Source organism: Nocardia sp. FDAARGOS_372, assembly GCF_002554515.1.
GTDB classification, from domain to species: Bacteria; Actinomycetota; Actinomycetes; order Mycobacteriales; family Mycobacteriaceae; genus Nocardia; species Nocardia farcinica.
The window spans coordinates 5,609,097-5,634,554 of sequence record NZ_PDDW01000001.1; the positions used below are offsets into that span (position 1 = coordinate 5,609,097).

20 protein-coding genes are annotated in these 25,458 nt (G+C 71.5%); 17 read left to right on the forward strand and 3 right to left on the reverse strand.

All coding sequences use genetic code 11. The features are described from left to right. Positions 1-105 precede the first annotated feature (105 nt). The 12 genes from CRM89_RS26120 to CRM89_RS26170 all read left to right on the forward strand — a co-directional run bounded on the left by CRM89_RS26120 (position 106) and on the right by CRM89_RS26170 (position 9,744). Positions 106-1,674 carry a hypothetical protein gene (locus CRM89_RS26120; protein ID WP_229434878.1) on the forward strand — a complete coding sequence of 523 codons (1,569 nt, stop codon included), beginning with the start codon at positions 106-108 and terminating at the stop codon, positions 1,672-1,674. Between the two features lie 161 nt (positions 1,675-1,835). After that, positions 1,836-3,635 carry a hypothetical protein gene (locus CRM89_RS31165; RefSeq protein WP_107646877.1) on the forward strand — a complete coding sequence of 600 codons (1,800 nt, stop codon included), beginning with the start codon at positions 1,836-1,838 and terminating at the stop codon, positions 3,633-3,635. Next, positions 3,632-4,417, forward strand: a complete 786-nt coding sequence (locus tag CRM89_RS26125; protein ID WP_060593119.1) for an ESX secretion-associated protein EspG — start codon at positions 3,632-3,634, stop codon at positions 4,415-4,417. Before CRM89_RS31165 ends, CRM89_RS26125 begins: the two co-directional genes overlap by 4 nt. A gap of 43 nt (positions 4,418-4,460) precedes the next feature. Further along, a complete protein-coding gene (locus tag CRM89_RS26130) occupies positions 4,461-4,799 on the forward strand; it encodes a hypothetical protein (protein ID WP_011207346.1) in 339 nt (112 codons plus the stop codon). 38 nt (positions 4,800-4,837) lie between these two features. Next, positions 4,838-5,137 carry a YbaB/EbfC family nucleoid-associated protein gene (locus CRM89_RS26135; protein WP_011207347.1) on the forward strand — a complete coding sequence of 100 codons (300 nt, stop codon included), beginning with the start codon at positions 4,838-4,840 and terminating at the stop codon, positions 5,135-5,137. Positions 5,138-5,259: 122 nt separating this feature from the next. Continuing rightward, positions 5,260-5,580, forward strand: a complete 321-nt coding sequence (locus tag CRM89_RS26140) for a type VII secretion target (RefSeq protein WP_011207348.1) — start codon at positions 5,260-5,262, stop codon at positions 5,578-5,580. Continuing rightward, on the forward strand, positions 5,577-6,869 hold the full coding sequence (locus CRM89_RS26145; protein ID WP_098086551.1) for a hypothetical protein: 1,293 nt from the start codon (positions 5,577-5,579) through the stop codon (positions 6,867-6,869). Before CRM89_RS26140 ends, CRM89_RS26145 begins: the two co-directional genes overlap by 4 nt. A 14-nt stretch (positions 6,870-6,883) precedes the next feature. Continuing rightward, on the forward strand, positions 6,884-7,225 hold the full coding sequence (locus CRM89_RS26150) for a PE family protein (protein ID WP_011207350.1): 342 nt from the start codon (positions 6,884-6,886) through the stop codon (positions 7,223-7,225). Positions 7,226-7,256: 31 nt separating this feature from the next. Next, on the forward strand, positions 7,257-8,240 hold the full coding sequence (locus tag CRM89_RS26155) for a PPE domain-containing protein (protein ID WP_098087129.1): 984 nt from the start codon (positions 7,257-7,259) through the stop codon (positions 8,238-8,240). Beyond that, complete coding sequence (locus CRM89_RS26160) at positions 8,237-9,031, forward strand: ESX secretion-associated protein EspG (RefSeq protein ID WP_011207352.1); 795 nt, start codon at positions 8,237-8,239, stop codon at positions 9,029-9,031. The genes CRM89_RS26155 and CRM89_RS26160 overlap by 4 nt, the downstream gene beginning before the upstream one ends. 79 nt (positions 9,032-9,110) lie before the next feature. Next, positions 9,111-9,407 carry a WXG100 family type VII secretion target gene (locus tag CRM89_RS26165; protein WP_011207353.1) on the forward strand — a complete coding sequence of 99 codons (297 nt, stop codon included), beginning with the start codon at positions 9,111-9,113 and terminating at the stop codon, positions 9,405-9,407. Between the two features lie 52 nt (positions 9,408-9,459). Then, positions 9,460-9,744 carry a WXG100 family type VII secretion target gene (locus tag CRM89_RS26170; RefSeq protein WP_041560670.1) on the forward strand — a complete coding sequence of 95 codons (285 nt, stop codon included), beginning with the start codon at positions 9,460-9,462 and terminating at the stop codon, positions 9,742-9,744. 60 nt (positions 9,745-9,804) lie between these two features. Here CRM89_RS26170 and eccE read toward each other — a convergent pair whose 3' ends face one another. Then, positions 9,805-11,520, reverse strand: a complete 1,716-nt coding sequence (eccE, locus tag CRM89_RS26175; RefSeq protein WP_229434880.1) for a type VII secretion protein EccE — start codon at positions 11,518-11,520, stop codon at positions 9,805-9,807. Between the two features lie 241 nt (positions 11,521-11,761). On the opposite strand from eccE, the gene eccB reads away from it, so the two are divergent. After that, positions 11,762-13,249, forward strand: a complete 1,488-nt coding sequence (eccB, locus tag CRM89_RS26180) for a type VII secretion protein EccB (RefSeq protein WP_011207356.1) — start codon at positions 11,762-11,764, stop codon at positions 13,247-13,249. 162 nt (positions 13,250-13,411) lie between these two features. Here eccB and eccA read toward each other — a convergent pair whose 3' ends face one another. Continuing rightward, entirely contained in the window at positions 13,412-15,253 is a 1,842-nt protein-coding gene (gene eccA, locus CRM89_RS26185) for a type VII secretion AAA-ATPase EccA (RefSeq protein WP_098086552.1), read from the reverse strand. A 203-nt stretch (positions 15,254-15,456) separates the two neighbouring features. Here eccA and eccD point away from each other — a divergent pair, with 203 nt between their 5' ends. The 4 genes from eccD (at position 15,457) to CRM89_RS26205 (ending at position 23,114) form a co-directional block, all read left to right on the forward strand. Continuing rightward, complete coding sequence (gene eccD / locus CRM89_RS26190; protein WP_011207358.1) at positions 15,457-16,938, forward strand: type VII secretion integral membrane protein EccD; 1,482 nt, start codon at positions 15,457-15,459, stop codon at positions 16,936-16,938. Beyond that, positions 16,935-18,377, forward strand: coding sequence for a type VII secretion-associated serine protease mycosin (gene mycP / locus CRM89_RS26195; RefSeq protein ID WP_098086553.1), 1,443 nt, complete (start codon positions 16,935-16,937; stop codon positions 18,375-18,377). The genes eccD and mycP overlap by 4 nt, the downstream gene beginning before the upstream one ends. A gap of 3 nt (positions 18,378-18,380) precedes the next feature. Then, entirely contained in the window at positions 18,381-22,436 is a 4,056-nt protein-coding gene (gene eccCa / locus CRM89_RS26200) for a type VII secretion protein EccCa (protein ID WP_060593111.1), read from the forward strand. 177 nt (positions 22,437-22,613) lie between these two features. After that, positions 22,614-23,114 carry a DUF4254 domain-containing protein gene (locus CRM89_RS26205; RefSeq protein WP_041559843.1) on the forward strand — a complete coding sequence of 167 codons (501 nt, stop codon included), beginning with the start codon at positions 22,614-22,616 and terminating at the stop codon, positions 23,112-23,114. Between the two features lie 28 nt (positions 23,115-23,142). Here CRM89_RS26205 and CRM89_RS26210 read toward each other — a convergent pair whose 3' ends face one another. After that, a complete protein-coding gene (locus CRM89_RS26210) occupies positions 23,143-24,483 on the reverse strand; it encodes a MinD/ParA family protein (protein WP_098086554.1) in 1,341 nt (446 codons plus the stop codon). Positions 24,484-25,458: the final 975 nt, after the last annotated feature.

Consider the following 25,458-nt stretch of genomic DNA (forward strand, 5'->3'; position numbering starts at 1 on the left):
GCCGCTGTGCCAGGATTGGGCGTCGGCGACGGCGATGAACCAGCGGCACAAGGCCTTCCGCTCGCAGCGGCGGTGCAGGCACGAGGACGAGGAGAGGGCTGCGACGTGACCACCCCAGACGACCGGACCCCCGACGAGGAGCCCGCCGCGGCCGCTCCGGAGCCGGACGGCCCGCGCCCCGATGCGGTCGAGACGGCCACCGCCGCCCACGCCGAAGCCCAGGACGGCGACGCCGAAGACGACGACCCCGACATCGGGTTCACCCTCGCCGAGGACCCCGCCGAGCTGGCCGAGCGGGCGAAGCAGTTGTGCCACCGCATCGCCCGCGGCCTGGCCGCGCAGGGACCGCAGGGCTGGGCCCGGCTGGACGCGGTGTTCACCCTCACCACCACCACCGAGATGGTGCAGGTCTTCTTCTCCGACGAGCAGCGCCGCGCGGTGCGGGTGCAGCCGGCGCCCGACGTGCTGGCCCTGGTGCGCGACCACCGCAGGCTGTCGGCCGAACTCGGGGACGGCCCGTGGTGGCGGCTGCTGCTGACATTGCACAACGACGGCGCGATCGAGGTCGATTTCGACTACGGCGACGAGCCGTTCCCCGACGACCAGCTGTTCCCGCCGGAGGTCTACGCCGCCGATCTACAGACCTATCCGCGCGCATCGCTGCCGGTCTGGCTGGCCGCCTACGTCCGGCACGGCGGCCGGCAGTCGCGTCCGGCGCACGTGGCGGCCGCGCAGGCCCGCGCCGACCGCGCCGCGCAGGTGCGGCCGGTGCGCAGCGACACCGATTTTCCGGCATTGCCGGTGATGTGGGGCCGATGGGCGGTGATGGCGGCGGCGTTCGTGGCGGCGGGCTCGCAGTGGGGGCCGCGAATCCTGCCCGCGCTCGGCTTCTTCGAGGGCGCGCGGCGCAGCGGCGCGACGCTGTACATGGTGCCGGGTGGCCGGGCCGTGCTGTCCGGCGGCGTGTGGAACGCACCCGAGCTCGACGCCGCCTACAACGGCGGCGCCGACCTGCCGCGGGTGTATTCGGGCGCGCCGGAATGGGTGGCCAACCCGGTGCTCAATCCGCGCGCGGGCAACGGGCTGCTGACGTTCTGCTACTGGTGGGAGGCGGGCAGCTGGTATCGCGGCGAGTCGCCCGCCGCCACGGCGCTCGCCGACGCGGTGCCCGGCATCTGGACCACCGACACCGTGGTCGACGTGGTGTGCGGGCTGCTGGCCGAGCGGCCGACCGAGGCGCAGCGCGCTGCCGTCGCGACGCTGGTCGCGGCCGCCGAGGTGGGCGTGGTCACCCGGGACACGCTGGTGGAAGTGTTCGGGGAGGGCGGCGATTTCGATGTCGACAGCGCCTTCTACCAGCTGACGATGGCGGGTGTGGCGGTGACCGTCCCCGAGCCGATGCCGCAGGAGGACGCGGTGGCGAAGGTCCGGCGGTTCATCGTCGAGCGCGGCATGGACGCGGCGGGCTACCCGGTCGAGGACCTGCGCGCGGAACGGATCAGCGTCGGCTGGATGGTGTACGCGCCCGCGCGGGAGCTCGCCGTCGGCCGGGCGGTCTTCTACATCGCCGACGACGGTGTGCTCGAGCAGTCCTCGTCGTCGGTGGCGCCGTCGGTGTTCGTCGCCGAGTTCGAGCGGCGGTTCCAGCAGCGGCACGGCGCGGTCGGCGCGTGAGTACGAGCCCGCGCGCGGGGCCGGGAATCGCGCGCCGGGCGAGCACGATTCACGCCTGCGCTACTGACCGTTCACGTGATCCGTGGGATGATCGGCGGGAGTGGCAGGGGCCGAAGCGATGTCGAGCGACAGGCTGCACTGAGCAGGGCAGGAGTTGACCGATGGCTGAACCGAATCCCTACGAGGGTTTGCGGAGCGCCGCGCAGAACCGGGTCTTCAAGATCGACGAGCAGGTCGCGACGGACGCGGTGAAGATCATCGCCGACGCGATGGACATCATGGAGTTCGCCGCGGGCGATTTCAAGGCCGATGCGCCGGGAGGGCAGCTCAGCCAGGGCGAACAGGCGGCCTACGACCAGCTCTACAAGGACATCAAGACCGTCGACCACTTCGGCAATCTCGGTTCGGGCAAGACGCTGTCGAAAGCGTTCCAGGATCTGGGCATCGAGCTGATGGACACCACGCTGCCCGCGTTCAAGAAGTCGCTGCGGGACCTGGCGGAGGCGTTCATCATCGCGGGCGGGATGGTGAAGAACCAGGAAGACACCAGCGAATCGGTCTTCAACGCGCTGAAGAACGAGAGCGCCGCCGCCGGTCAGGTGCACCATGTCGGAATGCGCAGGCACGGCGATCGCTACATCTCCAACGATCCGGTGATTCCCACCAACGTCGGCGGCGAGAGCTACAGCGGGCGGCCGCTGGACGCGAAGGCACCCGGCATGCGCTCGATCAACACCTTCCTCGAGCCCGCGGCCTCGCTGACCTACCCGGTGGCGAACTCGCTGCGCAATTCGCTCGAGGGCCGGATCAACGGGCTGACCATGCTGGCGGGCGAGTGGCAGCGCATGGCCGATCGGCTGACCATCGGCTTCAACAACATGGCTCGCGGTATGACGGGCCTGACCGAATCCCGTTGGCGCGGCGACAGTGCCGAGCAGGGCATGGGTGCGGTCAACCGCTACAGTGCGGCGGCAGGCCAGCTCACGACCGCGATGAACCACGTCGGCACGCTGTTGGAGAACGCCTCGGCCTGGATGTCGAAGTTCTACGCCGAGCTGCCCGACGCGCCGGTGGCCGCCAGCGACACCGCCGAGAACCAGGCCGTGACGCGCGCGCAGGCGGCCTTCACCGCGTGGTACGCCCCGGGCGTCACCGCCTCGTCGGTCCTGCCCGAGCTGCCCGGCCCCACCGGTATCCAGGGCCAGAACCCCGGACCGCGCGAGACGGTGCCCACCGGCAATCCGACGGGCAATCCCACGTCCCCGACCGGTAGCCCGAGCCCGAACCAGCTGCAACCGGCGTTCACCCCGGTGTCGCAGAACCAGCCCAACGCGCAACTCGCGCAACTGCAGAGCCAGGCGAGTCAGCAGGACAAGGCACTGCGCGACCTGGCCGCCCAGCAGGCCGCCGCCCAGCAGGCGGCGCAGCAGGCCGCCGCCCAGCAGTCCGCCCAGCAAGCGGCGCAGCAGGCCGCCCAGCAGGCGCAGCAGGCTTTGCAGCAGGGCTTGCAGGGCGCGCAGCAGGCGATCCAGGAAGGCTTGCAGGGCGCCCAGCAGAACATGCAGCCCGCGGGCCTGGCCGGTCTGCCCGGCTCGTTGTCGGATCTGCAGAAGGACCTGGCGAAGAAGGGCGGCGGTGGTGGCGCGGGCAAGGGCGCCGGTGGCGGTGGCGGCGGTGGCGGCGGCCTGCCCGGTGGTGCCAATCCCAAGGACCTGGCGGCCACGTCGAAGCTGTTCCCCCGCGCCTCGCTGCCGACGACCACCGGCATGGAAGCCGCGCGGGCGGGCATCGCCGCCACACCGGGCATGCCGGGCGCGCCCGGTGCGATGGGTGCGGCGGGCCAGGGCGCCAACCAGGGCCAGAAGGAATACAAGCGGGCCGACTACCTCGATTCGGTGGAACACCTCGAGGAAGCGCTCGGTGAGGCGCCGATCGTCGTGAAACCCGTTGTGGAGAAATGAACCAGACCTGGAAGTTCACCGACCTCGAGTTCTACGCGCTCTGGTACGACAGCGAGCGCGAGGCACTGCCGTGGCCGTTCTTCTTCGCCACCCGCACCGAACTCGACAGCGTGTTCCGGGTGGAGCAGGCCGAGGCGCTGGCCAACGCCCGCCGGACCCACGGGGCGTTGTGCCGGGAGGTGATCGAGGCGCTGGTGCGACCCGACCTGCGGATCATCGCCAGCGGCCGGGACGGTCGCGAGCCGCGCAAGCCCGCGGGCCTGGTCCGTATCCACGCGGTGCGGCGGGGTGATCGCGGGTTCGTGGTGAACCAGCTGCCGGGGGAGACCTTCTACCACGGCACCTCGTTCACCGTGTCCGAATGCGACGCGGTCGCGCTCGCCGAGGCGGTGGTGCGCGCCATGCCTGACGCCACGCCGGGCCGGCTGGCCGATGTCACCCTGGCGGCGCGCGCCGACACCGAGGAGTTCGACTACAGCTACGGCCGTTCCGCGGTGCAGGACTCCTTCGACGACTCGGTGGCCGAGCGGGCCGCGCGGTTTCTCGCCGAGCCGGTGCAGCACCAGGGCAGTATCGAAGTGATCCAGGGCCGTTCGCTGTTCGGGCCGCGCGGCATCACCCGGCACCGGCTGGAGTGGCGCGACCTGCTCGACGACGGCCGCTACGTCGTCGACGACCAGCATCCGCCGTTGGCCGTCGCCGCGGACCGCAAGCGGCTGATCTCGATGATCAATATCCGGGTGGCCGAGGTCGTGCGTGCCATCAAGGACGAACGACCGTGACCGGCCGCGCATCCGACCGACCGCGACACAGGCAGGAGTACCGATGAGCGAGCAGCAGGGCCCGGTGGAGTGGACCGCCTCCTCGCGGGACGGCTCGATCACCGTGCGCACCACCGAGCAGGGGTTGCCGCGCGGCATCGCGATCGAGCCCGCGGAATTGCGCCGCGACCCCGCCGATCTGGCGGCGCAGGTGCTGCGGCTGTGCAAGCAGGCGGCCAACCGCGCCGGGGTGGCGCGGCGTGAGCAGTTGACGGCGGCGGGCATGGCGCCGGAGATGCTGGCGTTGCTCGGATTGCCCACCCAGGAACAGGTGGCTGGTCAGGAGCTCGCCGACGAGGAAGAATACGAGGATCAGCCGCGCAGCTGGCTGCGTGAGGTGTAGCCGAGCGGGGCGGATGGCGCGGCGGGAGAGGGGATCCGATGTACGAGACGATGGACGAGCTGGAGGCCGCCGTGCGCACGCGGCTGTACCGGCTGCGCGACCTGGCCGAGGACATGTCGGGGGTGCGGGCGAGTGCGACATCGGCGGACGGGGCGATCACCGTCGAGGTCGACGGTAACGGCACTCTGCTGAATCTCACTTTCAAACAAGGGATTTCCACAATGTCGCCGGCAGAGTTCGAGCAGGCGTTGGTGTCGACCTCGACCGCGGCCGCGGCGGCGGCCTTCGCGCAGCGTGCGGATCTGGTCACCGCATTCAACGAGGAAGTCGCCGGGTAGTCATCCCTCGTTCACGAAATTGCGGCACAGTCTCGATGGAGTCGAAAGAACTTCCGAGAACCGGCGCTTCGTTGGTATGTTCGACTGGGTAGGTCAATTCCTTTACAGGAACGGGGAATACGATGAGCGACCTCGTAGCTGCACCTGACGTCATCCGCGGATACGCGGACGCCGCCGCCGCGATGGCCGCCGGGGTTGCGACCGCGGGCACCGTGGACCAGGCCGCCACCATGGCCGCGGTGGTCCCGGTCTTCGGCCTGATCGGTCAGGATTTCCTGTTCGCGTTCGCCGGCGCGCAGGCCAATCATCTGTCCTCGGTGATGGAACTCGCGGCCGTGCACGCGGCCACGGCGGTGACGGCGCAGCAGAGCGCCGCCGCCTACGAGGCCACCGAGGCGACCTCGGTCGCCGGATTCGACGCGGCGGCACACGGCCTCTCATGACCTCGCCGGTGGATCCCACGGTCCTGGACCTGTTGCGGGGCAGCGTGCTCGCGCCGCTCATCGACCGGCCCGTGAACGACATCCTGCGGGACATGGGGTTACCGCCGCTGCCGGATCCGGCAGCGGCACCGCCGCTTCCCGAACTGCCGCCGCTGCCGGTGATCGACATCGCGGCCCTCGCGCGCCCGCTCACCGACATGGCCAGCAGTTTCGGCACCGGCGCGCTGGACGCCGCGGCCGGTGCCGGGCCCAATCCGGCCCAGATGCTGTCCGGCATCGGTACCGCGCTGCAGACCGCGATGACCCTGGGCAGCACGGCACTACAGGCCGCGATGGCGGCCTGGCAGGGCATGGGTGCCACCGCCGCCGCCGAGAAGGCGGGCCAGGCACAGCAGGACGGCGCCGAGCTGGCCACCCAGAGCACCCAGGAGAAGGCCGTGCTCACCGGCGCGGCCACCTCGGTGGCGGTCGGGGCGGGGCTGATGTCGGCGGTGATCGCCAAGTACGTCGCCTCGATGGTGGCGGCCGCCCCGCTGCTCGGTTCGCCGGGTGGCCAGCTGTTCATGGTCGCCGCGACCACCGAGGCGATCGCGGAGGCACTGGCGGTGATCGCCAAGACCCGCACCGAATTGACCGCCCATTCGGCGAGCATGACGCAGGCCGGACAGAAGGTCCCGATCACCAGCGCGCCCAAGGGCGTCGACTCCATGCAGCAGGCGATGCAGATGCTGCAGATGTTGACCCCGCTCATGACGATGGCCGGCCAGAGCGCGCAGAGCCTGACCCAGCTGGCCGCCGCGAACACCGCGCTGCTGGCGCCGAAGCCGGCCGCCGATCCGGCGGCCGCGGACGCCGAGCAGCTGGACGAGGCGAAGGCGCTGGGTGGCGGTGCGGGCGGCGGCGCCGCGGGCGGCGGCGTCGGCGGCGGTGGCGGCGGCTTCGCGCCCGCCGCGACGCCGTTGAGCCCCTACACCGGCACCAGGGCCGCGGGCGTCTCCCCTGGTGTGCCCGGTACGGGCGCCGAACTCGGCGCGACCGGCTCGACGGCGCGGCCCGGCGGCACCGTGCCCGCGGGCAGTCCGGGCGGCATGGTGCCGATGGGCGGCGCCGCGGCCGGGGCGGCGGGTGCGCGCGGCGCGGGCGACAGCGGCGAGGTGCCCGGCTTCCTGGTCAACGCTCAGCACGGCGACGAAGTCGTCGGCGACATCGAGGGGGTCGCGCTGCCGGTGGTCGGCGCGACCGAGCAGATGTCGGCAGAGGCACCACCCGACAAAGATCTCACGCTCTGATCAGGAGGTTCGGCATGGTTCGCGGTGGAGTGGATTTCGCGGGAGTGCAATTCGACCCGACGGTCGCGCGGGAGGTGGCGACGCGGCTCGACGACCTCGCCGACCGGCTCGAACAGGGCTTGCGGGACAACGAACCCGCCCTGACGGTCGAACCCGCGGGGCTGGACGCGGTGTCGACGCGCGCGGCGCAGACCATGAACCAGGTGGCGGCGAACTACGCCGAGAACGCCGCCGCGGGCGTGCTCGAGCTACGCAAGCTGGCCGCCGTCCTGCGCGGTCAGGTCGACGAGTTCGGCCGCGCGGAGGACGACAACACCGCCGATTTCGGTGGCGCCGGTTCCGGCGGTGCCGCCTGAGATCCGGGCGGACCCGGTACGGAGCACGACGATGATCGAACCACCGCAGCCCGGATTCACCGGGGTCGTCTGGGAGGCCATGGAGCCGGACCGGATGGCGCGTGAGCTGCGCACCGGTCCCGGCTCCGTCCCGCTCGCCGAAGCCGGCGCGGCGTGGGGCAGGCTCGCCGAGAGCTTCGGCGCGGCGGTGGTCGAATACGAGCTGGTGATGGCGACCCTCCGGGGCGCGTGGCAGTCGACCACCAGCCGGGATGTGCTCGAGAAGGTGACCGGCCTCCGTGATTGGCTGATCGAGGCGGCGGGTGCGGCCGCCGATCACGCCGCGAAGGCGCACGCCCAGGCCGCCGCCTACGAGGTGGCCCGGCTCGCGATGCCCGACGGCGGGGAGCTGGCCGCGCTGGCCGAGGCCAAGCGCATGCTGGAGGCGATGACCGCCGGGCTCGGCGCGCCCATCCGGGCGGTGGCCGCCGAGACCGACGCCGATGCCGATGTGGCCAAGGCCGCGGCCTCCCGGGTGATGCGCGCCTACGAGGCCGCGACCGAGCCGCTGGCGATGCCGTGGGAGCAGCGCGAACCGCCCGCACTCGTCTCGCCCGCGGCGCTGGCGGCCGAGCAGACGGCCGCCGCCGCGCCACCCGTGACCGCCGGCGCGGTGCCGCCCGCGGCGCCGGGTGTCGTCCGCGCGGGTGGCTACGGCCTCGGCGCGATTCCGCGCGCCAAGACCGCCTACCAGGCGCCGGTGTTCGTGCAGTCCGCCGAGACCGAAACCGTCACCCACACCGCGCCGGCGCCGCAGCCGGTGCCCGCGGGCGGATCGGCGGTGCCGCTGGTGCCCGGTGCGGTCGGCGCCGCGGCGGCCGCCCAGGAACAGGAGTACGAATCGCCGTCGGGCGCCACCGCCGTCGGTGACGCACTCGGCGCCGAACTGGGGATCGTCGCCGCGCCCGCCGTGCTCGGTGCGCCGGAACCCGGTGCGGTGCCGCAGGATCGCGGAACGACCGGGAGCGCGCCGTGACGACTTTGACCAACGACGGCGTGCTCGCCCTCGCCGAACGGCTCGGCATCCAGACCATGCCGCTGGTGCTCGGCATCGGCCCGCGCCAGCAGACCTACGACGCGTGGACCGCGGCCCAGCGTCGCGCCGTCGCGGATCTGACCGGCGCGGGCCTGATCGACGGGTACGGCGAGGTCGACCCCGAACTGGCCGATGCGATGTACGTCCTCGCCCAGCCGGACCGCGAGCTGGTGGCCCGGGTCTACCCCGGTGACGGCGCGCCGACCAGGTTGTGCCTGGCGCTGCGTGGTGAGCGGCACGCGCTGGCGCTGCGCCGCGGGGACGACATCCGGATCGAGCCCGCCTGGTCGGACGAGTCCGGGTCGGCGCTGGTGGCCGCGCTGCTGCGCGCGCTCGGCCCGGCCGAACCCGCCGACGTCGCGCCGTTCAGCGCACCGGCGGCCGAACTGGCCGAGCGGCTGTCGGCGGCGCGCACGTCGGCCGACTTCACCGACGCCGTCTACGCCCTCGGCGTCGCCGAGCGCGACGCCCCCCGCTACGGACTCGCCTTCGAGTCCTGCCGTGCCTACGCCGAGATCGTCGCCTACGCGCACGTCGACGGCGTGACCACGCGACCGCCCTGCGCGGCCGTGGTGTACGAGACCGGTCGTGGCCGCATCGTGGTCGCCCCCGGGATCGCGCCGGACCAGCAGGTCTGGTCCACCGTCACACCGGGCACCGATCACCGTGTCGCCCAGGCGATTTCCGGGCTGATCGAAACCTTGCCCGGGGGGAGGTGGCTACCGCAGTAATCATCTCCGACTCGGGTGATGCCGTCCCGGCATCACCTTCTGGCACACCGCATACACCCAGAAGGAAGGTGCACACGTCATGGTGCAAGCACAGCACGACATAGCCGAAGCCGCCAAGAACGAGATGGCCGACGCCGTCGACGCGATCCAGCGCACGCTGGCCGCCATCGACACCGCCGTCGACGCCGCGCGCGCCGGCTGGAAGGGCGAGGCGAACACGGCCTTCGCCCAGGCCGTCGCCGAATGGGACGCCGAGACCCACCGCCTCAACGGCGTGCTGCGCGAGATCGAGCAGCAGGTCGGCACGGGCACCGTGCAGCTGCGTGAGATGGACGCGCAGGGCTACGAGGAGTTCGGCGGCCTGCGGCTCGCCTGATCCTCCAGGACACAGACTCCACTAGACGAAGGGCGGGATTATGTCCGACCACATGCTTTACGACGAAGCCACGATGACCGAGTTGTTCAACAACTTGAACGAGAACTACGCCAAGCTCCAGCAGGAGGGCGAAAACCTCGAGACCGCCGCCGCCAAGCTGTCCCAGGCCTGGGAGGGCAACGCGGCGCTGGCCGGCTTCACCACGGTGAAGTCCAAGTGGGACAACGAGTTCGGCGACACCCTGGTCATCCTGAACAAGGTGGCCGCGGCCGTCGAGAACGCGCTGCAGCGCGCGCTCGGCACCGACCAGAAGATCGGCGACGGCTTCAGCTTCTGAGCGCCCGAGCCACGACGGCCGGTCGACACCGTGTCGGCCGGCCGTTGTCGTGCGCGCGGATCAGCGCGCGGCAACCAGGGATTCGCCGATGTAGCGCATTTCGTCGGGGGTGGTGACCATCGTGACCGTGGTGGTCGCGGTGGAGGTGCGCACGGTGATGGAGTTGGGCGCCGCGGGATCCTGGATCAGCACCACATCGGCGTCCACCGCACTCGCCGGTGCGTGCGGTGCGCGCACGTGCACGATCGTGGCGCCACCGGCCTGCGCGGTCGGCGCGATGCCGTCGAAGACGATGACCGTGGCGGCCGGGAACGGACCCGGCGTGGCGGCGGCCGGGGGAGCGGGGGGATGGCCGGTGCCCGCGAAGCGCGGGGCCAGCGAGAGCGCGTACGGGTCACCGACGTTGACGACCATCGAATGCCACGCCTCCGGCCGGTCGGTGTGCACCACCACGTGCGCGCCCAACGCGATCGCGCGCAGGATCACCTGCTGGGCCAGGTCGAGCTTGCCGATCACCTCGAGGTGCCGGGTGCCCTCGCCGATCAACGGCACGGCGATGCCCTGTCCGAGTTCGTCGGCGCCGATCAGCTGGCCACAGCCCGCGGTCGGCAACGCGATGCCGTCCAGCGCGTCGAGCGGGCCGCGGTAGTCGCTCACGCCGTCGTGCCCGGTGAACTGGGCGGGCAGGCAGTCGAGCAGGGCGCGGAACTGCCGTCCCGGCAGCGGCCGCAGACCGGCCACGGGCGGGGCGGTCGGCTCGGCCTCGGTGTCGAAGCGCACCAGCGCGCCCAGGGTGATCGGCGGGGAGTCCTCGGGCTGCGCGGACCGCTGCTCGCCGGGGCGCAACCGCACGGTGACCGTGGTGCTCATACTCGGGGTCGCCCAGATGTCGGCGAACCCGCGGGAACCGATCAGTTCCGGGCCGATCTCGTAACTGGTCAGGTGCACACCGTCGTACACGAGCGAGTGCGGCGTCTCCGCGAAGTCCTCCAGGGCGACACCGCGGGTGAGCACCCGCACGGCCGCGTTCATCTCGCTCGCCGTCAGCACCGAGGTGGAGATGTCGAGGGCGGCGAGCCGATTGGCCACCCGCCGGGTGGCGATGATGGCGGTGCGCAGGGTGCCGGTCGCGCCGCCGCCGCGATTGTCCACCGCGCGCACGTTCGCCAGCGGGTCGAGCCGCAGCACCAGCCACACCGTGCGGTGCGCGATGGCGGGCAGCGGGCCGATGATGCTGTCGTAGAGGCGGGCGACGATGCCGTTGCTCGCGGTGCGTGCGCCGGTGCTGATGACGTCGATCGAGGCGAGCTGGATGTCGAACTGGCTCAGGCACCTGCCGATCTCGGTGAGCGGCAGCACCTGGTCGGTGCTCAGCGAACCGCGGCGTAGCAGGGTGAGCGCGTCCGGCGGCGGGTCGATCCGCATCATGGTGATCAGCAGGCCGTTGTCCCAGCGCACGCCGTAGCTGCCGCCCTCGGCCAACGGCACGTCCACCGCCTCGCCGCCCGCGGGCAGCTTGTCCGGCCGCACCCGGCGACGCCGGAACGCGATCGCCCGCGCGATCATCCCCACCACATTGCGGGGGTGGCGCCGCCGCACCGGCGCCGCACCGGCGATCAGCACCACCGCGACGACGGTCGCGATCACGGCGGCGGGTGCGTCGAATGCGGTCGCCACCCAGGCCGCCAGCGCCGCGAACAATGCCAGCGGAATCATGTAGCGCAACGGAATATGGCGGAACAACCAGAATTCCGGGTCACGCAATGCGGCGTTCACCGTATTTCGGTTCTCCGTTCGCTCGCGCGCGCTGTGCGCGGATTCGGAATTCGGTTCGTTCACGGCCTCGTCCACGATTGATCGGCTCCGAGCGCGCACCGGATCACCCGCTCCGGCGGCATCTTTCGTGCTCACCCTACCGCCTGGCCGGGCGCGCCGCCCGTGCCCGCGATACTGTAAAGAATCACCGGACAACCGGCCGTGAAGCATTCGATGGAGCCAAGCATTCGATGGAGACCACGTGCCCGCTCAGCTGACCACGAAGGCTCAGGTCAACGGATACCGATTTCTGTTGCGCAGGCTCGATCACGCCCTGGTGCGCCGGGATGTGCGGATGCTGCACGACCCCATGCGGTCGCAGGCCCGTTCGCTGATGGTCGGCGCGGTGATCGGGCTGCTGGTGGTGGCGGGCGCGGCGATCATGGCGTTCCTGCGCCCGCAGGGCGCCATCGGCGACGCGCTGATCGTCGTCGGCAAGGACAGCGGCGCGCTCTACGTGGTGGTCGAACGCGAGGACGGCGAGCGCAGGCTGCATCCGGTGCTCAACCTCGCCTCGGCCCGGCTCATCGCGGGCAGCAGCGAATCGCCGCATTCGGTCAAGGACAGCAAGCTCGCCGGTGAGCCGCGCGGCCCGCTGCTCGGCATTCCCGGTGCGCCGTCGGCGCTGCCCGGCTCCGCGCAGGGCGACCGCTCCGACTGGACCATCTGCGACACCGTGGCGTTGTCGGTCACCGGCAGCGCGGCTTCGGCGACGGGCGTGCAGACGACGGTCGTGGCGGGAGAACCGCAGCTCAGCGAGCGCATTCGCGCGTTGGGTGCCGACGAGGCCGTGCTGGTGCGCCGCGCCGACCGCACCTACCTGCTCTACGACGGCAAACGCGCCGCGCTCGATCCGGGCAACTCGGTGATGGCGCGGGCCCTCGACCTGTCCGGGCATCGGCCGCGCCCGGTCGGTGCGGGACTGCTCGACGCGGCCGCCGCCGTGCCGCCGCTGGCCGCGCCGGAGATCCCGGACGCGGGCAAGCCGGGGCCGGGCCGGCTGGCCGAGGTGCCGGTCGGCGGCGTCATCTCCGTCGGGGGCTCCGGCTCCGGCGAGCTGTACGTGGTGCTCGCCGACGGCGTGCAGCGCGTCAGCGCCTTCACCGCCGAGGTCATCCGCACGGCGGACTCCCAGGGCATGAGCCAGATCAAGACCATGCCCCCGGATGTGCTGGCCGGTATCCCGCTGCTGAATACGCTGCCGGTGGACCATTTCCCGGAGACCGCGCCGCGGATCGTGTCCGCCGAGGACGCGCCGGTGAGCTGCCTGACCTGGGGCAAGACCGACCCCACCGAAGACGCCACCGCCGAGGGCAGCGCCGACCGCGCCACCGTGCGGCTGCTGGCGGGCACCCGCACGCCGATGCCGGAATCGGCCCTTCCGGTCACCCTGGCGACCTCCGACGGCATCGGCGACCGCGTGGACACCGCCTACCTGCGCCCGTCGTCGGGGGAGTTCGTCCAAGTGACCGGCATGGAGCCGGGCAGCCCCCGCCGGGGCAGCCTGTTCTACGTGGCCGACAACGGAATCCGCTACGGCATCCCGGATCTGGCCACCGCGGCGGTGCTCGGACTCGGGGAGGAACCGCGGCTGGCCCCGTGGGCCGTCATCGGGCAGCTGGTGCCCGGTCCGACGTTGTCGGCCACCGACGCGCTGGTCCAGCACGACGCCCTGCCGACCACCCGCTGATGCGGCTCAGGCTGTGCCTGATTGCACCTGAGCGGGGCGGCCTGCGTGGTGATGCTGCGCTGCCGCCTCCGGCCGCTGACCCGCTCAGGCGGTGCCTGATCGCACCTGAGCGGGGCGGCCTGCGTGGTGATGCTGCGCTGCCGCCTCCGGCCGCTGACCCGCTCAGGCGGTCGGCAGGTCGGTCACTCCGAGCGAGGACAGCACCCCGGCGAGCGCGGCCCGCATGTCGGCGGCCTCGATGCGCATCAGCACCGACGCGTCCACCGTGCTCAGATCGAGGGAATCGTCGTTGGCGAGCCGGAATTCGCGTTCCTCCTCGGCTGCCTCGATGACATTGCGCACGAAGCGCCCGTTGCCCGCCAGGTCGATGCCGCGCCGCGGCTGACCGCTCTGATCGATGCGCTCGGAGTGGTACAACCCGTCGCAGGCCTGTTCCAGCAGTGCCAGCGCCTCGTCCGAGAGTTCCGAATCCCGCGAGGAGGCGATGAGTTTGCCGATCTGGCCCAGCTCGGTGGGAGTGTAGGACGGGAATTGCAGGCGTTTGGCAAAGCGTGAGGCCAAGCCGTCGTTGGCGGCCAGCAGCCGGTCGATCTCGCCGTCGTAGCCCGCGACGATGACGACCAGCCGATCGCGGTCGTTCTCCATCCTGGCCAGCAGGGTGTCCACCGCTTCCCGGCCGAACGCGTCACCGCCGGACAGCCCGGTCTGGATCAGCGTGTACGCCTCGTCGATGAACAGCACACCGTCCATCGCGCTGTCGATCAGCTTGTCGGTCTTGATCGCGGTGCTGCCCAGGTGCTGGCCGACGAAATCCATGCGCTTGGCCTCGACCACCTTGTCGGTCTTGAGCAATCCGACGCCGCAGTAGATCTTGGCGACCACGCGGGCGATCGTGGTCTTGCCGGTACCGGGCGGGCCGGTGAAGGCCAGGTGGTTGCCGCGCGGTACCGACGCCATGCCCTTCTCGGCACGGATCTTCGCCAGCTGCGCGGTCGCCTGGAGCTTGGCGACCTGCGTCTTCACCGACTCCAGGCCGATCTGGCGGTCGAGTTCGGCACGGGCCTCGGCGAGGATCTTCTTGGCGCGGTCCTCGGCGTCGGCGTTGCGCATCTGCTCGGCCGAGGGCGCCGAGGCCGGATCCCACTTGTCGGTGCGGGCGTCGATCACCTCCTTGGTGGTGACCGTGATGCGGTAGGTGCGGTCGCGCATGGCCGCGGTGTTGGCCGCGAAATCCGGTGACTGCGAATACACCTTCTCGAACAGCGCCTGCGCCTTGTCCTCCTCGCCGGTTTCGCGCAGGCACAGGCCGCGGCTGTACATGGCGGTGGTGCGCGCCGCCGGGATCGGCCCCGCCTCGGCCTGCTCCAACCGCCGGATCGCCTCGCCGAACAGGCCGAGCTGCGCGCAGGCGGTACCGACCATCACGTGCGCGCCGGCGGCCAGATACGGGTCGTCCCACTCCGCGGAGCCGGCCAGCACCGACATCACGTCGGGCCAGCGCTGGGTGGTGAAGTGCAGGACACCGCGCACATACGCACAGATCCGGTCGTCGGCCACCCGCTCGGGTTCGGGGGTGCTCACCCGGCGCCGGTGTTCGGCGAGTTCGTCGAGCACCTGCTCGGCCTCGCCGAATTCCTTCTCCGAGATCAGGTGCGCGGCCTTGGCCAGCCAGATCTCGGTGTAGCTGGCCAGCGGGTAGTCGATGTACAGACCGGAGAGGAACCGGCCCGACAGCGCCCGCGGCGGCAGGCCGAGGCGGCGCTGCTCACGAAACAGCGTGGTGGTGCTGGTCTTGTAGAGGTTGTGCAGTACCTCGCCGGTCACCTCACCGGCGGCGGCGCGCCCGAGCCAGGCGTCGCACATCGTCGGATCCCATTCGGTGGCACGCTGGAACGCCAATTTGGCGTATTCGAGATCGCGTGTCGACTCCTGGCCGTCGATGGTGAGGCCCAGCGAGAGGACCCCCGCGTCGAAGGCGCGCTGAGCCTGCCGGTTGCCGCTCATCGGAACCGGCCCCCGAGCTGTTCACCAGTGATACTGCCTGCGTTCATATTTCAGCCAGCCTACCGATCGCGTGCGTTGAGTCTGTCCGATACATTAGGTTTCGCTGCCGGTCCGCCGCAACGCGCGTACCCGCAGCGCGCGAATGCGCAAGGGTCGTGTAATGGTCGGGATTTGTTCAGTAGGGAACTGGGGTCGTTCAGCAATTGACCGAATCGCTGAGCAGCGGCGCGGTAGCCGCTGAGCCCGAACTGTGCCGTGTCTCGGTGATCGGCGGCAACACCCAGGTGGATGTGGGCCTGCCCGCGACGGTGCCGATCGCCACCTTCATGCGGGATCTGGTGGCGTTGATCGAATCCCGCAACCCCGACCCGGTGGACAGCGAGGAGGGCGCCGCGCCGCTCGAGACCCAGCACTGGACGCTGGCCCGGCTCGGTCGCGACGCCATCCCGCCCAGCCGCACGCTGACCGAGGCCGAGGTCTACGACGGCGAACTCCTGGTGCTGCGCTCGGTGACGGCCAAGGAGTCGCCGGCGCTGTTCGACGACGTCATCGACGCCGTCTCCCGGCTGACCGCCGAAGACCACCACAGCTGGTCGCCGCGGTCGGCCCGCTGGACCGGCCTGGCCGCCTGCGTGACGGTGGTGCTGCTCGCGCTCGGGTTGTTCGCGGTCGGCCGCGGCCACGGTGGTGGCCTCGCCGCGCCGTTCCTCGCGACCGGCGCCGGGCTGGCCGCGGTCGCCGCCGCCGTCATCGCGGTGCGCAAGTACGACGACCGGCTCACCGCGCTGTGGCTGTCGCTGACGGCGCTGCTGCTGTTCTTCGGCGGCGCCGCCCTTTTCGTGCCCGGTGAGCTGGGCAGCCCGCACCTGATGCTCGGCTGCTCGGTGAGCCTGGTGATCGCCGTCGGGCTGTACCGTGCCACCGGCGTCGGGGCCACCCTCTGCGCGGCGGCGGTCACGCTGGCGCTGTTCGGCGGGGTGGCGGCACTGGTGCGGATGGTGTGGGACACGCCGCTGCCCCGGATCGCGGTCGGCCTGCTGGTGGGCGCCATCATCCTGCTGTCGATGATCCCGCGGCTCGCCGCCGTCGCCGCCCGGCTGCCGGTGCCGCCGGTGCCGACCGCGGGCGCCGCCATCGACCCGGCCGACCACGAGCAGCGCCCGACCATCGAGGGCATCGGTGCGATCGGTGCGACCGCGCTGCCCTCGGCCGTCGGGCTCGGCGAGCGCGCCAGGGCCGCCAATCAGTACCAGACCGGCATGGTGATCGGCGCGGCCGTCGTCGCGGCGGTCGGCGCGCTCGGCACCGCCGACCCGTTGGGGCACGTGCGGTGGCAGGGCCTCACCCTGGCCGTGATCACCGCGATCATCCTGTGCCTGCGCGGCCGCGCGTTCGCCGATCTGGTGCAGGCGGGCACGCTGATCGTGGCGGGTGCGTCGGTGATCGCCGGCCTGCTCACCGCCCTGGCCTTCGGCGATTCCGGGCTGTGGCTGCTCTCGGGTGGGCTGCTGCTGGCATTGGCCGCCGCCGTGGTCGCCTTCGGTGTGATCGGCCCGCACATCGAGATCACCCCGGTCACCAGGCGCGCCGGTGAGATCTTCGAATATCTGCTGATCTGCGCGATCATCCCGCTGGCGCTGTGGCTGCTCGGCATCTATTCGATGGCGAGGAACCTGAACCTATGAACCGGCGGCTGGGGCTGCGCCGCGGCGCCGGAACAGTCGGCGCCGCCGTGGTTCTCGGCGCGGCGGTGTTCGCCCTGCCTGCCTCGGCGGCGGCGATCGGGCCGCCGGTCGTCGACGACGGCGCCCTGGGCGCGGCGCTGGCCATCAGCGGCAGGCCCGCCCCGCTCGAGCCCACCGAGCAGCGATCGGTGTGCGCGGAGCCGATCCTCACCGGTGCGCCGCCGGTGGAACCGCCACTGGCGCAGGCCGTGCTCGACCTGCCCACGGCCTGGCAGTTCAGCCGCGGCGCGGGCCAGAAGGTCGCCGTCATCGACACCGGCGTCAACCGGCATCCGCGGCTGCGCGCGCTGCAGGCGGGCGGCGACTACGTCGCCGACACCGACGGCACCGTGGACTGCGACGGCCACGGCACGCTGGTCGCGGGCATCATCGCCGCCGCGCCGAGCCCCGACGACGCCTTCGCCGGGGTCGCCCCCGACGCGGAGATCCTCGCCATCCGCCAGCTCAGCCTGGCCTACGAGCCCAAGGACCGCCGCTCCGGCGAGCAGTCCGGGGCCATCACGACCTCCGGCTACGGCAATGTGCTCACCCTGGCCGGCGCCGTGGTGCGTGCGGTCGACATGGGCGCCACCGTCATCAACATCTCCGAGGTGGCCTGTTCGGCGGCGGGCGCGACACCCGAGGACGCCGCCCTCGGCGCCGCGGTGAAGTACGCCTTCGACCGCAACGTCGTGGTGGTCGCGGCCGCGGGCAACCTCACCGCCGAAGGCGCCTGTAAGACCCAGAACGAGCGGCCCGGCTGGTCGTCGGTGCAGACGGTGGCCAGCCCGGCCTGGTTCGATCCGTACGTGCTCTCGGTCGCCTCCATCGATCCCGACGGCATGGTGTCGGAGCTGTCCCTGCACGGCCCGTGGGTGCGCGCCGCGGCGATCGGGCGCCGCATCGTCTCGCTGGACAGCAAACCGGGCGGGACCGGGCTGGTCGACGGTGTGCAGACCAGCGAGGGCATCAGCCCGATCGAGGGCACCAGCTTCGCGGCACCGTACGTGTCGGGCCTGGTCGCCCTGGTGCGGGCCCGGTTCCCCGAGCTCAGCGCGGCCCAGGTCATCGACCGCGTGGTCCGCACCGCGCACGCGCCGGGCACCGGACGCGACGACAAGCTGGGCCACGGCCTGATCGACCCGGTCGCCGCACTCACCGCCGAACTGCCCGACCAGCCCGTGCACGCCGGTGCCGACACCCCGCGTCCGCTGGCCGAACCGGCCCGCCCGCCCGGCCCCGATCCGCTCCCGCGCCGGGTCGCCGTCATCGGCTCGATCACCAGCCTGGCAGTGCTGGGGGTCGGCGCCGCCCTGTCGATTCCGTTCCGCAACCGGCGCGAGCTCGACCTGGACCACCTCGATCGGGAAGTCCTCGACCGGGAAGTCACCGAGGGATAGCGAATGGTTACCGAAGGTTTCGTGCGTCGTCCGCGGATCGCGCCGCCGCGTGCGCCCGGTGGTGAGGTCGCGCTCAATCCGCCACCGGAGATCCCTCGGCCGCTGCCCGCGCCGCTGCTGATGAAGCTCATGCCGGTGGTGATGGTCATCGCGGTGGTCGGCATGATCGCGATGATGGCCATGATGGGCCGCAATCTGCTGGCCAATCCGATGGCGATGATGTTCCCGATGATGATGATCATGTCGATGGTCGGCATGATGATGGGCTATCGCGGCGGCACCTCCAAGACCGCGGCCGAACTCAACGAGGAACGCAAGGACTACTTCCGCTACCTGGACCAGATGCGCAAGGACGTGCGCAGGACCGGGAAGAAGCAGCTCGAGTCGCTGCTGTGGAGCCATCCGGAGCCGCGCGATCTCGTCTCCGTGATCGGCACCAGGCGGATGTGGGAGCGCAGGCCCAACGACCCCGACTTCGGTCACGTGCGGGTCGGCGTCGGCAGTCACCGGCTGGCCACCAAGCTCGCCCGGCCCGAGACCGGTCCGCTCGAAGACCTCGAACCCGTCTCCACCGTCGCGCTGCGCCGGTTCGTGCGCACGCATTCGGTGGTGCACCAGTTGCCCACCGCGGTCTCGCTGCGCGCGTTCCCGGCCGTCAACATCGGCGGCGACCCCGACCAGGCGCGCACACTGGTCCGGTCGATGCTGATGGAACTCACCGCCTTCCACGGACCCGACCACGTCGCGATCGCGGTGGTGTGTGCCGATCCCGACGCGCCGACCTGGGCGTGGCTGAAATGGCTTCCGCATCTGCAACATCCGACCGCCCGCGACGGCATGGGTTCGGCCCGCATGATGTACGGCTCGCTCGGCGAGCTGGAGACCGCGCTCAACGACGAACTGCTCGAACGCGGCCGGTTCATGCGCAATCCGCAGCCCACGCAGGGGCGGCTGCACCTGGTGGTCGTGATCGACGACGGCTACGTCAACGGCACCGAGCGCCTGATCAGCGAATCCGGCCTCGACGCGGTGACCGTGCTCGACCTCAACGCCCCGGAGAACGGCCTGGCCGCGCGGCGCGGGCTGCAACTGGTGGTCGAGGACGGCGACGTGAGTGCCAAGAGCGCCGCGGGCGTGGAGAAGTTCGCCGTCGCCGACGAGGTGAGCATCGCCGAATCCGAGGCGTTCGGACGCGGGCTGGCCCGCTACCGGATCGCCACCGCCGCCCAGATCGTGAGCCTCGGCGACGAGACCCGCGCCGACCCCGGACTGATGGCGCTGTTGAAGATCCCCGACGCCGCCCAGATCGACCCGGCCAAGGTGTGGCGGCCGCGGACCGCCCGGGAGCGGCTGCGGGTGCCGATCGGCGTGACGCCCGACGGCACCCCGGTGGAGATCGACATCAAGGAGTCCGCCGAGAACGGCATGGGCCCGCACGGGCTGTGCATCGGTGCGACCGGCTCGGGCAAGTCCGAATTCCTGCGGACGCTGGTGCTCTCACTGGTCACCACGCACTCCCCGGACTACCTGAACCTCGTGCTGGTCGACTTCAAGGGCGGCGCCACCTTCCTCGGCCTGGAGCCGCTGCCGCACGTCGCCGCGGTCATCACCAACCTCGAGGAAGAACTCTCGATGGTCGACCGCATGAAGGACGCGCTGGCCGGTGAGATGAACCGGCGTCAGGAACTGCTGCGCGCGGCGGGCAATTTCGCCAACGTCACCGACTACGAGAAGGCCAGGGCCGCGGGTGCGCCGCTGGACCCGCTGCCCGCGCTGTTCGTGGTCGTCGACGAGTTCTCCGAACTGCTGTCGCAGAAACCGGATTTCGCCGACCTGTTCGTGATGATCGGCCGCCTGGGCCGCTCGCTGCACGTGCACCTGCTGCTGGCCTCGCAGCGGCTCGAGGAGAACAAGTTGCGCGGCCTGGACTCGCACCTGTCCTACCGCATCGGTCTGCGCACCTTCTCGGCCAACGAATCACGCGCGGTCCTCGGCATCACCGACGCCTACCATCTGCCCAGCGTGCCGGGCTCCGGCTACCTCAAGAGCGACGCCGACGACCCGCTGCGCTTCAACGCCACCTACGTCTCGGGTCCCTATGTCTCACCCAGTGGTACCAGCGAGGTCGACGGGCGCACCGTCGGCGGGCAGAGCCCCACGCTGTTCACCGCCGCGCCCGTGGAGATCACCGCCCCGAGCGAACCCGCGTCGGCCGTCCGGTCCGGCCTGCCGGAGCTGCCGCCCCCGCCGCCCGCGGCACCCACGCAGGAGGAGGGCCTGCCCGACACCCTGCTCGAGGTCGTCGTCAAACGCCTGACCGGCCACGGCCGCCCCGCCCACGAGGTGTGGTTGCCGCCGCTGGACGAATCGCCGAGCGTGGACATGCTGCTGCCGGAGCCGGACTGGCGTTCGCCGGTGAACCGGCACGGTCAGCTGTGGCTGCCGATCGGCATCATCGACAAGCCCTACGAGCAGCGCCGCGACGTGCTCACCGTGCACCTGGCCGGCGCGGCGGGCAACGTCGCGGTCGTCGGCGGTCCGCAGTCGGGCAAGTCGACCACCGTCCGCACGATCGTGATGGCCGCCGCCGCGACCCACACGCCCGAGCAGGTGCAGTTCTACTGCCTGGATTTCGGCGGCGGCAGCCTGGCCGGCCTGTCCGGCATCCCACACGTCGGCTCGGTGGCGGGCCGATTGGACAGCGATAGGGTGCGCCGCACCGTCGCCGAGCTGACCACGCTGATGCGCCAGCGCGAGGAACGCTTCACCGAACTGGGCATCGAATCGATGGCCGAGTTCCGCCGGCGCAAGTTCGCGGGCCTGGAAGCCAGGATGATCAACGGCACCGCCGCCGACCCGGCGCGCGACCCGCTGGCCGCCGACCAGTTCGGCGACGTCTTCCTCGTCATCGACGGCTGGGCCGCGATGCGCGAGGAGTTCGACGTGCTCGAACCCCAGATCAACGCCATCGCCGTGCAGGGCCTGTCGTACGGCATCCACCTGATCATGACCGCCTCGCGCTGGGGCGAGATCCGCCCGGTCATCAAGGATCAGATCGGCACCAGGCTGGAGTTGCGCCTGGGCGATCCCACCGATTCCGAGATGGGCAGGCGCACCGCCGCGCTGGTGCCGATGGGCAGGCCCGGCCGCGGCCTGACCCCGGAGCAACTGCACATGCTGATCGCGCTGCCGCGGCTGGACTCCAGCTCCGATGCCGCCACCGTCGCCGACGGGGTCGCGCAGGCCAAACAGGACCTGGTCCAGATGTACGGCAGCAGGCGCGCGCCCGAGGTGCGCATGCTGCCGCTCGAGATCAGCCGCGAGAACGTGCTCGCGATCGCCGCCGACCACGATGTGAAGCCCAGCCCCACCAAGGTGGTCGTCGGCCTCGGCGAGAACGAACTCGCCCCCTGGGTGATCGATTTCGAGGCCGAACCGCACTTCATGGCCTTCGCCGACGTCGAGTGCGGCAAGACCACCCTGCTGCGCAACATCGTCATGGGCGTGGTGGAGAACTCGACGCCGCAGGAGGCCAAGGTCATCCTCATCGACTACCGGCGCACCATGCTCGGCCTGGTCGAGGGCGACCACCTGGCGGGCTACTCGACCTCCTCGCAGACCTCCGGCAAGATGCTCAACGGCCTGGCCAAGTACATGTCTCAGCGCATTCCCGGCTCCGACATCACCCCGCAGCAGTTGCGCGAACGCAGTTGGTGGACCGGCCCGGAGATCTACCTCGTCGTCGACGACTACGACATGGTGGCGACCGGCGTCAACCCGCTGCTGCCGCTGGTGGAATACCTGCCGCAGGCCCGGGACATCGGCCTGCACCTGATCGTCGCCCGGCGCATCGGCGGCGCCTCCCGCGCGCTGTTCGACGGCGTGCTCGGCACCATGAAGAACATGTCCGTCGACACCCTGATCATGAGCGGTCCCCGGGACGAAGGAAAGCTGCTCGGCGACGTGCGGCCCACGAAACTGCCGCCCGGCCGCGGCGTGCTGGTCTCGCGCTCACGCGGTCAGGAGATGGTGCAGATCGCGCATCTGCCACCGCTCTGAGGAGGAAACGACCGGTCGGTGTGCGATCGGAAAATCGCTGTGCGACATACGAAAGACGCCGTGTGGCGCGCTTGGACCCCGGCCTGCCCGCGTCTATTGTGAGGACGTCCTGATCCGGTGTTGTGCGGCTAGGAATGGCGAGGCAACGTGGCAGGTTCGGATTCATCCACGGTCGTGATGGCGATCTCCCCGGCGACGGCGTGCGCCGGTCCGGCGGTCGGGGCCGATGCCCCCGGCGTGCTCCCCTCCTCGGATCTGCTCGTGCGGGCCTGTCGCGGGCACCGCGTCGTCGGCGGTCCGCTGCTGTGGTTCGCGCGGGATCTGGCCGTTCTGCACGAACGGCGCCTGGTCGGACGCGGCGGCTCCATCGAATCCGATCCGGCGGTCATCCTCGAAAACCAGCGCCGCCGTGGCGAACTGGTGATGGCCATCGACGACTGGGTGCTGCGCAGCGTGCCCCAGCACCGGCTCGGCGCCACCCTGCACACCGAAACCGTCGGCGCCGTCATCGACCGGCTGGCCGAATCCGCCGTCCGCGCCCACCACGCGCTGGTCACCCTGGACGCCCACGACGAGATGCTGCACGGCGCCTGGCACCACCTCGCCGAACTGGCCGACGCCTACGACGCCCTGGTCCGCGAGGTCGTCGCCGGACGCCGCCGACTACCCGAATGGTGAACCGGCGGGCCCGGGCACCGCACCGCTGTCAGTGATAGCGACGGTGGTCGACGCCGAACTGGTCGGCCACCGTGGCGGCCAGTTCCACGTAGGCCCGCTTGGCCTGCTTGCTCAACCGGTGCAGATCGATCTCGGCGCCCTCGGACAGATGCTGGTCGTAGGGGATGATGTGCACCGCACGACAGCGCGAGAGGAAGTACTCCCGCAACTGCTGCACCCCGACGTTCGGTGAACCCTCGCGCGGCAGGTTGATCACCACGACCGCATTGCGCACCAGGTGGTCGTGCCCGTGCAGCGAGAGCCAGTCCAGCGTCGCCGCGGCACTGCGCGCGCCGTCGATCGCCGCCGAGGACACCAGCACCAGCGAATGCGCCAGATCCAGCACACCCGCCATCGCCGAGTGCATCAGGCCGGTGCCGCAGTCGGTGAGGATGATGTTGTAGAAGCGCTGCAGGATCCGCGCGACCGCCCGGTACTCCTCGTCGTTGAACGCCTCCGACGCCGCCGGATCGCGTTCGCTGGCAAGCACTTCCAACCGGCTGGTGGCCTGCGAGGTGTGCCTACGCACATCCGAGTAGCGCTCGATGGACGGGTCGAGCAGCAGATCGCGCACGGTCGACCTGGTCTGCAGTGGCACCCGCTGCGAGAGCGTGCCGAAGTCGGGGTTGGCGTCCACCGCGATCACGCGGTCGCCGCGGATGGAGGCGAAGATCGAGCCTAGGCCCATCGTGGTCGTCGTCTTGCCGACGCCACCCTTCAACGACAGCACCGCGATCCGGTAGTCACCGCGCACCGGCTGCCTGATCCGCGCGACCAGCTCCTGCAGCCGTCGCTCCTCGGCCGACATGCCCGGATTGATCGCGCCACCGGACATGTGGTGCACGGCCTTGCGCCAGCCGCTGCCCGGCGCGCGCTTGGCCCGTCGCATCGGCACGTCGTCGAGGGAGGGATGGCCGGGCTGCGGCGCCTGCGGCGGCACCTGACCCCACTGGGATGCGCCACCCGCCGGGTTCCACGGCGGGGTACTCGACGGTGGCGGCGCCTGGGGAACGGGTGCGACCTGCGCCTGCACCGGGGGCTGCCCGGACTGCGGGGGGTGCTGTTCGCCGGGCGCCGCCGGGTAGCCGGGCTCGGGCAGGTAGCCGGGCTCGCCGGGTCGCCGGTCGCCGGGGATGTGGTAGTTGCCCGGTGCCGCCGCGAACGGCGGTGCGGCCGGGTACCCCTGCTGCGCGGCCGGAGCGCCGTAGGGGGAGTGCGGCGGGGCGCTCGGCTGCGGCTGGTTCCAGCCGGGCATCGACGGATCGGCCGGGGCCTGGGCGAAGACATTCGGGTCGCGTCCGAGGACACCCGGTGCGGGCTGATCGCTCACCGGGGCGCGATGGGCCGCGACGCCGCTGTCGGGAGATGGTCCGGGAAGGCCGGTGGGCAGCCGGTGCCTGCCACCGGTTTCCGCGCCCGCCGACGGTGCCTGCCGATCACCCGGACCGAAACGCTGCCCCGCCCGATGATCGACCGGGGTGAACCCGTCGATCGGCGCGCTGCCGCTGAAACTGTCCGCACCCGGCCGGAGGGTGGGCGCACCACTCGCGGAGGCACCGGCGGACGGAGTGGAGTCCGTGGATGCGGGGGTGTTCGTAGGCCCGGTGGGGTTCGTGGACGCCGCGGTGGTTGCGGGCGGGGCGGGGCTTGCGGATGCCGCGGAGTGTGCGGGCGGCGTGGACTGGATGGGCGCCGACAGATTCGGCGGAGCGTCGGCGTCGGCGCGCGCGGTGGATGCGGTGGAGGTAGTGGGATGTCGAAGCGATTCGGGTGCGGCGGTATCCGCGGGCGCGCCGGTGTTCGTCGGCGCGCTGGAGTCTGTGGGGGCCGCGGGGTTTGCGGGTGTGGCGGTGTCGGCGTGCGCGGTGGTTGCGGCTGTGGTGGGGGTCGCGGGTTGCCGAAGCGATTCGGGCGCGGTGGTATCCGCGGGCGCGCTGGCATCCGCGGGCGCGTGGGTATCTGCGGGGGCGCTGGCATGCGCCGGCGCGTGGGTATCTGCGGGCGCGCTGGCATTCGCGGGCGCGCTGGCGTTTGCGCGTGCATTGGCGTTCGGGGGCGCGCTGGAGTCTGTGGGGGCCGCCGGGTTTGCGGGTGTGGCGGCATCGGCGTGCGCGGTGGCGGGTGCGGTGGGGTTCGGAGTTCGCCGAACTGCTTCGGGCGCGGCGGCATCCGCGGGGCGGTCGATGTTTGCCCGCGCGCCCGCATCGGGGGGCGTGTCGGCGATCGTCGGGACCACGGGGCCGGTGGGCACCGCGGGAGTTCCGGGCGCGGTGCCGTTGTCGGGCGCGGTCGGGTCGCCCGTCGC